This is a genomic window from Paracoccus fontiphilus, assembly GCF_017356265.1.
Lineage (GTDB): Bacteria > Pseudomonadota > Alphaproteobacteria > Rhodobacterales > Rhodobacteraceae > Paracoccus > Paracoccus fontiphilus.
Genome location: NZ_JAFNAW010000093.1, coordinates 1 through 10,173, shown reverse-complemented (window position 1 = coordinate 10,173; position 10,173 = coordinate 1). Strand labels below are relative to the sequence as shown.

The following is a 10,173-nucleotide window of genomic DNA, read 5'->3' as shown; positions in this document are numbered from 1 at the left end:
GTTGTCAGGACGATCTCGGCCCCGCCCATTCCCCGCAGCGCCGCGATGGCAGAGGCGGGATCGGCGCAGCCGAAGCAGCCGGCCATGTCGTCGAAGGACGGCAGCAGCAGCGTGGCGATCCCCGCCGCTCGCGCGATCACCTGCCGCGCCGTGGCGGCGTCCGTCCACAAGGCGGGGCGATAGTTGGTGTCGAAAACGATGCCCGCCCCCTGCGCCCGGCGCCTTTGCAGCGCGTCCAGCAGTGCCGCGCGGCCGTCCGGCCGCAGCACCGCCAGCGCGACGGCCGACAGGAACAGCGTATCGGCCTTGTCCAGGGCCGCAAGGCCGGACCCGTCCCGGAACAGGTCGCGGAAGGGGGACTGGTCGCGCCAGTAGGCGAAGCTGCGTTCCCCGGCCGCATCGGTCGCAATGAAGCTGAGGCCGGGCCGCCCGCCCGCCCTTTCGATCAGGAACGCGGTGTCGACCCCCTCGGCCTCGATCTGGCCGCGCAGCCAGCGGCTGTGGGGATCGTCGCCAAGGCAGGACAGGTAGCCCACGGTCCCCGGCGCGGTCAGCCGGGCCAGGTAGATCGCCGTGTTCAGCGTGTCGCCCCCGGCCCGCCTGTCAAAGGTCGAGGGCGCGTCGGCCCGGGCGGTGAATTCGATCAGCGGCTCGCCGATGGCCAGGACGCGCATGTCAGGCCTCGTAGGGCGTGGGCAGGGGCCTGCCCGCGAAATGCGCCGCCAGATTGTCCAGCACCAGCTGCGCCATCGTCCGGCGCGCCTGAACGGTGGCCGAACCGACATGGGGCGTCAGCACGCAGTTCGGGGCATCCAGCAGCGCCTGCGGCACGTCCGGCTCGTTGTCGAAGACGTCAAGCCCGGCCCCGGCGATCGCGCCCGAACGCAGCGCCTCGGCCAGGGCCGCCGCGTCCACGACCGGGCCGCGGGCGACGTTCACGACGATGCCCTGCGGACCCAGGGCGGCCAGGACACCGGCATCGACCAGGCCGCGCGTGTCGGACCCGCCCGCCGCCGTCACGAACAGCAGCTCGCAATCCCGCGCCAGGCTTTGCGCGTCGGGGCGGAACCTGTCGGGCGTGCCGGATTTTTCCGCCCGCGCCGTATAGCTGACGGTCATTCCCAAGCCCCGCAGCATGTCCGCCAGCCGCCGGCCGATCCGGCCATAGCCGAGAACCCCCGCCCGCCGGTCCAGGACCGAGGACGCAAGGCCCAGCTTGCCGCCCCGGCCCCAGTCGCCCGCGCGCACGAAACGGTCGCCCTGGGCAACCTGCCGGCCCACCGCCAGGGCCAGGGCCAGCGCCATTTCCGCCACGGCCGCGGACAGGACATCCGGCGTCGTCGTCACGGCGATGCCGCGCCGCGAAGCCTCGGCCAGATCGACGGCGTCCAGGCCCACGCCATTCACGGCGACCAGCCGCAGCGCGGGAAGCTGCCGCATCTGCTCGGTCGAAAGACCCACGTTGCCGGCGGTCACGACCGCCTCGACATCGGCGGCGGCCGCGATGTCGCGCACCACCTCGTAGTCGGCCTCGAGCCGCCGGGCCATGTCCTCGGGCTTCAGGGCGGCCAGCGACAGGATGCGGGGACGGGTCACGCGATCTGCCCCAGGAAGTTGCGCAGGCGTTCGTTCTTCGGGTTGCCGAAGAACGCGTCGGGGGCGCCTTCCTCGACGATGACGCCTTTGTCCATGAAGATCACCCGGTCGGCCACGGCGCGGGCGAAATCCATCTCGTGCGTGACGCACAGCATGGTCATGCCCTCGCGCGCGAGGTCGATCATGGTGTCCAGCACCTCCTTGACCATTTCCGGGTCCAGGGCCGAGGTGGGCTCGTCGAACAGCATGATGCGCGGCTTCATGCAAAGCGCGCGGGCGATGGCCACGCGCTGCTGCTGGCCGCCGGACAGTTGCGCGGGATACTTGTCGGCCTGTTCGGGGATCCTGACGCGGTCCAGATAGTGCCGCGCGGTCGCCTCGGCCTCGGCGCGCGGGACCTTGCGGGTCTTCATGGGCGACAGGACGCAGTTCTCCAGCACGGTCATGTGCGGGAACAGGTTGAAGTTCTGGAACACCATGCCGACGTCCTGGCGCACCCGGGCGACGTTGTCGCCCCCTGCGGTCAGTTCCACCCCGTCCACGACGATGGTGCCCCCCTGGATCGCCTCGAGCTGGTTGATCGTGCGGATCAGCGTGGACTTTCCGGACCCAGACGGGCCGCAGATGACGATGCGTTCGCCGCGCCGCACGGTCAGGTCGATATCGACCAGGGCATGAAAGCCGCCGTAATACTTGTTGACGGCGCGCATGATGACAGCGTCTTCGGACATGATCCCCCCTTTTTCCACGAAAGGCGGCCCGGCCGCGCGGACCGGGCCGTTCCGGTCACTCGGCGCTCTTGACGAAGTCCGGCAGCGGCTCGCCCAGCCATTTCCGGTGGATCTCGTCCAGCGTGCCGTCGGTGCGGGCGGTCTGGACAAAGGCGTTGACCTTTTCCAGCAGCGCGTCCGACCCCGGCGCGACCGCGATGCCCTGCACCTGGCTGGACAGGTCGAACTTCTTGTCGAACTTTCCGGCCGCGACCTTCTCCACCTGCAGGAACACGACGTTCGACAGGCCGATCAGGCCGACCTGCCCCGACAAAAGCGCCTGCACCGCGCTGGCGTCATCGTCGAAGCGGCGGATCTCCGTGCCCTCGGGGGCCACGCCGGTCACGCCGGTGTCCTGGGTCGAGGCGCGGGCGACGGCGATGGTCTGGCCGGCCAGGTCGGCGGGTTCCTTCACCTCGGTTCCGGTCGCGCCATAGACGGCGATGGCGATGCCCGCATAGGGGGTCGAGAAGTCGACCTTCTGGGCCCGTTCCTCGGTGATGCCAAGCGATGCCACCAGCACGTCCACCTGGCCCGACAGCAGATAGGGGATGCGGTTCGGCCCCGTCACCGGCACGATCTGCGCCTGGACGCCCAGCGACTCGGCCAGGGCCTTGGCCACGTCGGCATCATAGCCGTCCGCGTTGCCCGAGGCGTCCTGGATGCCGAAGGGCGGGAAATCGACCAGCATCCCGACCTTGATGGTCCCGGCGCCCTCGATAGCGGCCAGATCGGCGGCGGATGACGGCCCGGCAAGGCCCGCGACAAGCGTTGTCGCGGCAAGCGCGGCGAACAGGCGGCGGTTCAGCTTCATGGTTTCTCCTCCTCGAGATTCAGCGGGTTACGGCAAGGCGCATCCGCGCCTCGAGCCTGCGGGCCATCAGCGACAGGGGCCAGCACAGGATGAAATACAGGGCCGCGACGGTGCCGAAGACCAGGAACGGCTTGAACGTGGCATTGTTGACGATCTGGCCGGCGCGCGTCAGTTCGGTAAAGCCGATGATCGAGGCCAGCGAGGTGCCCTTGATCAGCTGCACCAGAAAGCCGACCGTCGGCGCGGTGGCGATCCGCGCGGCCTGCGGCAGGACGACATGCCGCATCCGGTGGGGATAGGACAGCGCCAGCGCGGTCGCGGCCTCGGTCTGGCCGGGGGGCACCGCCTCGATGCTGCCGCGCCAGATCTCGCCCAGATAGGCGCTGGCATGAAGGGTCAGCGCGACGGCGGCGGCCAGCAGCGGGTCGATCGGCAGCCCGATCACCGCCAGCCCGAAATAGACCAGGAACAACTGCATCAGCAGCGGCGTGCCCTGGAACACCTGGATGAACCCGGCGGACGCGCGCCGCAGCGCCCTGCTGGCCGAGGTGCGCGCCAGCGCGACCAGCAGCCCGCCCACGGCCCCGCCCGCAAAGGCGATGGCGGACAGGATCAGCGTCCAGCGGACGGCCAGGACGATGAACATCACATCGGCGGACGAGAATTCGCGGATCATGTCAACGGCTCGCGGGATAGGTGAAGAACACGCGGCGGATCGCCCCGAACAGTGCCGAGAAACCGAGCGCCAGCAGGAAATACATCACCGTCAGCACCAGGTAGATCTCGAAGCTGGCGAAAGTGCGGGCGTTCAGATCCGCCCCCGCCGAGGCCAAGTCGTTGGCCGAGATCACCGACACCACGCTGGAGGTCAGCATCAGGTAGATGAACTGGCTGGTCAGCGCCGGATAGATGTTGCGCAGGGCAGGCACCACGACCACGTAGCGGAAGATGTTGACGGAACTCAGGCCCAGCGCGCGCCCCGCCTCGATCTGGCCCTTCGGGATCGATTCGATGCCGGCGCGGATGATCTCGGTCCCGTAGGCGCCGACATTGATCACCAGCGCCACAAGCGCGGCGGTGTTCGGCGACATCGAGATGCCCACGGCAGGCAGGCCGAAGAAGATGAAGAAGATCTGGATCAGGAACGGGGTGTTGCGGATCACCTCGACATAGGCATCGACCAGCCAGCGCAGCGGCCGGATGGCCGAGGTCTTGGCAACCGCGCCCAGCAGCGACACCGCCAGCCCCAGGATCATCGCCAGAAACGACAGCCGGACCGTCAGCCATGCGCCATGAAGCAGCAGGTCGAGGTTCTCGAACACAGGTCCGAAGTTGAACTGATACATCTGCCCTCCCCTGCGGATGTGTCGTGCCCGGTATTTAGAACGATCTAAATTCGAATCACGGCTGTGTCAAACCCTTTTCGGACTGCTGCCCCGGACGACCAGCCGAGGGGCCACGATGTCCTGTTCGGGCGGCGCGCCGGAATCGGCCAGCCTGCGGGCCAGAAGGCGCGCCGCCTTGCGCCCGATGCCCGGCGCGTCCATGGCGACGCTGGTCAGGGTCGGATAGGTCAGGGCCGCCAGCGGCAGGTCATCCAGCCCCACCACGGCCAGATCGCGCCCCGGCTCGCAGCCTGCCTGGCGCAGCCCGGCCATCAGCCCCGCGGCCAGGATGTCGTTGAAGCACAGCACCGCATCCGGGCGGGTGTCCAGGGCCAGGATCTGCGCGGCCGACCGCGCCGCGCCTTCCCAGGTCAGATCCGCCTCGACGATACCCGCATCCTCGGCCGCCGTCTCCGCCAGGGCGCGGGCATAGCCGGCCAGCCGCTCCTCGCGGGCCGACGTTCGGGCGCTGACGGACAGGAAGGCCACGCGCCGGCATCCCTGGGCGACCAGGTGCCGCATCGCCAGCGAAACGGCGGAAATGTAGTCCGCGCCGGCAAAGTCGGTGGGCGGGCCGACCTCGCGCAGCGCCTGCACCAGCGGCATTCCCCATCCGGCGATCCGGCCGGGCAGTTCGGGCGCGGTGCCGACCGCGGGACACAGGATCACCCCGTCGACCCCGTGCCCGCGAAACCGCTGCAGGATTTCGTCCTGCCGCCGGGGATCGTCATGGCTGTTGGCAAGCAGCACGACCCGGTCGTCGCGGGCCATCACCTCCTCGACCCCGGACAGGAATTCCGTGAAGAAAGAGTTTACCAGGTTGGGAACGATGACACCGATCGTCCGGCTGGACCTGTTGCGAAGCCGCGCCGCCCCGATGTCGCGGACATAGTCCATCTCGGCCATGATCTGCTCGACCCGCGCGCGGGTATGGTCCGCCACCAGCGGCGACTTGCGGACGACCAGGGACACGGTCGCCCGCGACACGCCCGCGGCCTGCGCGATCTCCTCCAAGGTCACTCGCTTCTGCTGCATCACGCCCCCCTGTGTGACACGCGTTATGGGCAGCAGGCGCGGCACGCTGTCAAGCGCCAGAAGGATGGCGGGCGGGCGGCCGGACCCTCCGGCACGGGCGAAAGGTCCCGCTGGCGCGGCGCGCAGCCCGGGATGGATGCCCGCGGCAGGCTCGATCCCGGGCAGCCGAAGGGACGTCGCAGGCCGCAGGGCGTCCGCGCGAGGCCTGCCGTTCAGGACGCCTCCTCGACATAGAAGACGTGATCGTCGATCAGCCGCACGCGCGTCATGCGCGGGGCCCAGTCCGGGGTGATGGCCGCGGCATGATAGTGGTCAGCGCCCTTCAGTTCCGGCATCGGCCCCTCGACAAGGGCGCGGGCGGCGAACCGGACCGCCTTCCGCCAGGCCTCCATGTCGTCGATCAGGGGATAGTCGAAGCGCGAGGTGAGGAAGCTGAACTGCGTCGGGACCACGGTCCCGCAGGCCGTGCCGCCCCAGCGATGGGGCAACGCCGCACGCTGGAGGATCACCGAGGCGACGGCACGCTGGCCGAAGTCGCCCTGGTCGCGCGCTTCGTGATAGATGGCGACGGCGATGCAGGACAGATCGCTTGCGTTGCGCAGGGATACCGGCGGCGGGGGAATGGCGGCGCCATCCAGGATCTGCGCCGCCGTGGCGGGACGCGGCTGCGGGCGCGCGGTCTCGACCCGGACGGGACGCGGCGGCGGAGCGGCGGCACGCTTGAGGGCCAGCCGCGACGTCAGGTTCTCCGGCGGGGCGGGCCGTGCATCCCGGACGTCGCGAAAGGCGGGATGGGACGCGGGCGGGGATCGGTCCGCGGCGACGCGCGGCACCGGCTGACGGACCTGGCTTTCGTCCACGCGCAGGAAGACCAGGCTGCTGGAGTTCCAGGCGGCGACAAGCGCGATGGCCGTGACAAGGACCTCTCGGATCATCGGGATACTCCTTCGATCCTTTCGGAACGGCGCCAGGCGCACCGGCGTTCCGCAAGGCGTCCGCGCCCGGCAGATCAACGCCGATCCTCACGGCGGGCTCGCCGCTGTTCACGGGCGGCGCCGACAGGATCTTCGGCAGAGGCGGCAACCACATCCTGAACGGCGACGGACGGGCGCGAACGACTGCCGAATGCCGGGACCGTTTCCGAAGCCGGCTCGGGCCGTTGCCGCGGATGGCCCTTGATGCCGCCGGGGCCTTGTTCAACGTGCCGCCCGATCGAGGGCGCGTGCGCCTTGCCGCGGCAGGCCGGATGCGCACGGCCGGGGCGCCGCCGATCAGCGCCCGGCCGGCACCCGGCGGGCCGTCAGCCTTTCACAAGAACCTCGGCCAGGCGCGGCAGGAAAACGTCTCCGTTGCCGCTTTCGGAAAGGTCGGACAGGGTCTGGCGCGCCGCGCGGGCGATGGTGTCGACGGCGCCGACCTCGGCCGCCATGCTGCCGTAATAGGTCAGATCCTTCAGGCTGTTGTCGATCGTGAACTGCATCTGGTCGGTCCGTCCCTCCAGAAGGAACGGGGCGACCCGATCCAGGGCCGCGCCATGGCCGCCACCGCGCCGCAGGCAGTCAACCAGAACCGTCTCGGGGATGCCCGCCTTGTGGGCGCAGGCCGCGGCCTCGGACAACAGCGTGACCATGCCCAGCGAGACGAAGTTGTGCAAAAGCTTCAGGCGGTGTCCCGCCCCCGGAGGACCGGCATGGAAACGGTTTTCGGAAAAGGCTTCCAGCAGCGGCATCACGTCGGCCACCGTGTCGTCATGCCCGCCGATCAGCAGGTTCAGGCGGCCTTCCTCGGCCTCTTTCGGGGTGCGGGTCATGGCGGCGTCGAGGAAGCGACCGCCCGCGGCCTCTACCCGGGCGGCAAGCGCCACGGTCGATTCCGGGATCGCCGTGGAACAGTCGACGATCACCGTGCCGGGCCGGATCGCGGCAAGCACGCCGCCCGATCCGGTCAGCACATCCTCGACCTGGGGCGTGCCGGTCACGCAGAGCAGCACCACGTCGCTGGCGGCGGCCATCTCTGCCGCCGTGGACCAGCCGCGCGCACCGGCCGCGTCCAGATCCCCGGTGGGCCGGTTCCCGGCATGGCGCAGATAGTTCAGACGCCAGCCCTTGGTCGCGATGTTCCTGGCGATGCCGTGGCCCATCAGGCCCACGCCGATGACGCCGATCACGGGTTTGTCCATCCCCTCCTCCTTCATGCCAGCGCCCGGCACAGCGCCGTCGCGACTTCGCTGCAGCGGGCGTCGCCGCCCAGGTCGCGCGGCACGGCTATGCCCCGGCCCAGCACGGTTTCGGATGCCGTCTCGATCCGGTCAGCGGCTTCCCCCAGGCGCGCGTCGCCATGGCGTTGGGCCAGCCAGCGCAGCATCATCACGCCCGACAGCACCGTCGCCATCGGACTTGCCGCGTCCTGCCCGGCGATGTCGGGCGCCGAGCCGTGCGCCCCCTGGAACAGCGCGTGATGGTCGCCGATCTCTCCGGACGGCGAGATGCCCATGCCGCCCGCCGTGGCCGCCCCCAGGTCCGAGATGATGTCGCCGAACATGTTCTCGGCCACGATCACGTCGTAGAAGTCGGGGCGCTTGACCATGTGCACGGTGATCGCGTCGGCATAGGCATAGTCGATCTCGACATCCGGGTGGCGGGCGTGGACCTCGTCGCAGACCTGCCGGAAGAAGGCATAGGTGCGCAGGATGTTGGCCTTGTCGCAGACCGTGACGCGGCGCTTGCCGTCGCGCAGGGCGCCGTTGCGCTGCCGGGCCAGGTTGAAGGCGAACTCGGCCACGCGCTCGGTCCCCTTGCGTGTCACGACCAGCGTGTCCGACGCCATCTCTCCGCGCAGCAGGACGCCGGCGCCGCGGCTGGCATAAAGGCCCTCGGTGTTCTCGCGGATGATGACATAGTCGATGCCGCAGCCTTCGAACCCGCGCAGGGGCGAGGTCACGCCGGGCAGCAGCTTGATGGGGCGAACGTTGGCGTAAAGGTCCAGCCGGAAGCGCAGGCGCAGGTGCAGGTCGTTGCCCACCTCGGTTCCGTCGGGATAGACGACGCCGGGAATGCCCGCCGCGCCGTGCAGGATCGCGTCGGCGTCGCGGCAGGCGATGAAGCTGTCCTCGGGCAGGCATTCGCCGGATTTCCGGTAATGGCCGGCGCCGCCCTCCAGCATCTGGAAGTCCAGCATGTCGCCGCAGGCTTCGCGCAGCACGCGGATCGTGGCCTGCGCCACCTCGGGGCCGATGCCGTCGCCTTCCAGCGTGGCGATGGAATATTTCCTCATGATCCTACCAGTCCGTCGCGATGTATTTCGCTTCCATGAATTCCAGCATCCCGTGATGCGCGCCCTCGCGCCCCAGGCCCGATTGCTTGACGCCGCCAAAGGGCGCGGCCGGGTCCGAGACAAGGCCCCGGTTCAGCGCGATCATGCCCGCCTCCAGCGTCTCGGACAGGCGCAGGCCGCGCGACAGGTCGCGGGTGTAGAGATAGGCCACTAGGCCGTATTCCGTGTCGTTGGCGCGGGCGATGGCCTCGTCCTCGGTGTCGAAGACGTAAAGGGGCGCGACGGGGCCGAAGATTTCCTCGCGCCGGATGGCGGCGTCGTCGCTGACGCCCGACAGCACCGTGGGCAGGTAGAAATGTCCCGGCCCCACGCCGCGCTTGCCGCCGCACAGCACGCGGGCTCCGCGCGCCACGGCGTCGTCGACCAGTTCGGCCACCTTGCTCACCGCGCCCGCATTGACCAGCGGGCCGCAGTCGGTGGCCGCATCGGCGCCGGGGCCGACGCGCAGCGCCGACATGCGGTCGGCCAGCCGGGCGGCGAAATCCTCGGCGATGCTGCGGTGGACATAGATGCGGTTGGCGGCGGTGCAGGCCTCGCCGCCGTTGCGCATCTTGGCGACCATCAGCCCGTCCAGGGCGGCATCCAGGTCGGCATCCTCGAACACCAGGAAGGGCGCGTTGCCGCCCAGTTCCATCGACGAGTGGATCACCCGGTCGGCGGCCTTGCGCAGCAGCACGCGCCCCACCTCGGTCGAGCCGGTGAAGGACAGTTTTCGCACGCGTGGGTCGTCCAGCATGGCGTTCACCACCCGGCCGGTGGTGCTGGTGGTCAGCACGTTGACGACGCCCGCCGGAACGCCCGCCTCGGCCAGCAGCCGGGCCACGGCATAGGCGGTCAGCGGGGTTTCCGTCGCGGGCTTCAGGATGCAGGTGCAGCCTGCGGCAAGGGCGGGCGCGATCTTGCGCGTGGCCATGGCGGCGGGAAAGTTCCAGGGCGTGATCAGCAGCGACACGCCGATGGGCTGGTACTGCACGAGGATGCGGTTCGCCCCGGACGGCGCCAGCCCCAGGTCGCCCGTGCCGCGCACGGCTTCCTCGGCGAACCAGCGGAAGAACTCGGCGGCATAGGCCACCTCGCCGCGCGCGTCCTTCAGCGCCTTGCCGTTTTCCAGGCTGATCAGCCGCGCCAGCCTTTCGGCGTCGCGGGTCATCAATTCCCAGCAACGGCGCAGGATTTCGGCCCGCTGCCGGGGCGGGGTCGCGGCCCAGCCCGGCGCGGCGGCGGCGGCGGCGTCGACGGC

Annotated in this window: 11 protein-coding genes; all 11 read right to left on the bottom strand. The window is 69.9% G+C overall.

The features are described from left to right. Positions 1 to 674, bottom strand: a 674-nt coding sequence (locus J0F76_RS18945; protein WP_207471896.1) for a sugar kinase, incomplete at its 3' end; no start/stop codon positions are given. Between the two features lies 1 nt (position 675). Next, positions 676 to 1,596 (bottom strand): NAD(P)-dependent oxidoreductase, encoded by a 921-nt coding sequence (locus J0F76_RS18940; RefSeq protein ID WP_207471895.1) that lies wholly within the window; start codon positions 1,594 to 1,596, stop codon positions 676 to 678. Then, positions 1,593 to 2,327: an amino acid ABC transporter ATP-binding protein gene (locus J0F76_RS18935; protein ID WP_207471893.1), complete on the bottom strand. Its 735-nt coding sequence runs from the start codon at positions 2,325 to 2,327 to the stop codon at positions 1,593 to 1,595. The genes J0F76_RS18940 and J0F76_RS18935 overlap by 4 nt, the downstream gene beginning before the upstream one ends. Before the next feature lie 55 nt (positions 2,328 to 2,382). Beyond that, the gene (locus tag J0F76_RS18930) at positions 2,383 to 3,180 is read right to left on the bottom strand and encodes a transporter substrate-binding domain-containing protein (protein ID WP_207471891.1); all 798 of its coding nucleotides are present in this window, start codon (positions 3,178 to 3,180) and stop codon (positions 2,383 to 2,385) included. A gap of 19 nt (positions 3,181 to 3,199) precedes the next feature. Continuing rightward, positions 3,200 to 3,856, bottom strand: a complete 657-nt coding sequence (locus J0F76_RS18925) for an amino acid ABC transporter permease (protein ID WP_242690430.1) — start codon at positions 3,854 to 3,856, stop codon at positions 3,200 to 3,202. 1 nt (position 3,857) lies between these two features. After that, on the bottom strand, positions 3,858 to 4,526 hold the full coding sequence (locus J0F76_RS18920; RefSeq protein WP_207471890.1) for an amino acid ABC transporter permease: 669 nt from the start codon (positions 4,524 to 4,526) through the stop codon (positions 3,858 to 3,860). 66 nt (positions 4,527 to 4,592) lie between these two features. Further along, positions 4,593 to 5,600 (bottom strand): LacI family DNA-binding transcriptional regulator, encoded by a 1,008-nt coding sequence (locus J0F76_RS18915; RefSeq protein WP_207471888.1) that lies wholly within the window; start codon positions 5,598 to 5,600, stop codon positions 4,593 to 4,595. A 212-nt stretch (positions 5,601 to 5,812) separates the two neighbouring features. Next, on the bottom strand, positions 5,813 to 6,535 hold the full coding sequence (locus J0F76_RS18910; RefSeq protein ID WP_207471886.1) for a cell wall hydrolase: 723 nt from the start codon (positions 6,533 to 6,535) through the stop codon (positions 5,813 to 5,815). A gap of 365 nt (positions 6,536 to 6,900) precedes the next feature. Beyond that, positions 6,901 to 7,779 (bottom strand): NAD(P)-dependent oxidoreductase, encoded by an 879-nt coding sequence (locus J0F76_RS18905; protein ID WP_207471884.1) that lies wholly within the window; start codon positions 7,777 to 7,779, stop codon positions 6,901 to 6,903. An 11-nt stretch (positions 7,780 to 7,790) separates the two neighbouring features. Continuing rightward, entirely contained in the window at positions 7,791 to 8,873 is a 1,083-nt protein-coding gene (locus J0F76_RS18900) for an isocitrate/isopropylmalate dehydrogenase family protein (protein ID WP_207471882.1), read from the bottom strand. A gap of 4 nt (positions 8,874 to 8,877) precedes the next feature. Further along, a partial coding sequence (locus J0F76_RS18895) for an NAD-dependent succinate-semialdehyde dehydrogenase (RefSeq protein ID WP_207471880.1) occupies positions 8,878 to 10,173 on the bottom strand: 1,296 nt, incomplete at its 5' end.